Genomic DNA, 255 nt, shown 5'->3' with positions numbered 1-255 from the left:
GCAATCGAAGTTCGATAACTAAACGGTCTTGAAAAGTACCCCAAAGACGTTCAATACGCCCTTTGGCTTGCGGGGTCATTGCTTTGATATGAGTTATACCGAGTTCAGCCATTACCTTACCAAATTGTGATAACGGCTTGATTTCACCCGCTAATTCCTGCTCTACAGTTAACGATTCCTTGGGAGATCGGAAGATCGTATGCCGATCGCTGTACAAACCAAGTGGAAGGCCATATTGCTCAATAGCTTGTTGCA

Annotated in this window: 1 pseudogene; it reads right to left on the bottom strand. The window is 44.7% G+C overall.

Annotated features, from left to right (window positions below):
• A pseudogene (locus TEPIDINF_RS14945) lies at positions 1-255 on the bottom strand (ISNCY family transposase); the annotation flags it as partial.

Origin of the sequence: Tepidibacillus infernus (genome assembly GCF_048898065.1) — a bacterium.
Classification (GTDB): domain Bacteria; phylum Bacillota; class Bacilli; order Tepidibacillales; family Tepidibacillaceae; genus Tepidibacillus_B; species Tepidibacillus_B infernus.
The sequence above is the reverse complement of the archived record's forward strand: the minus strand, read 5'-3'. Positions and strand labels throughout refer to the sequence as shown.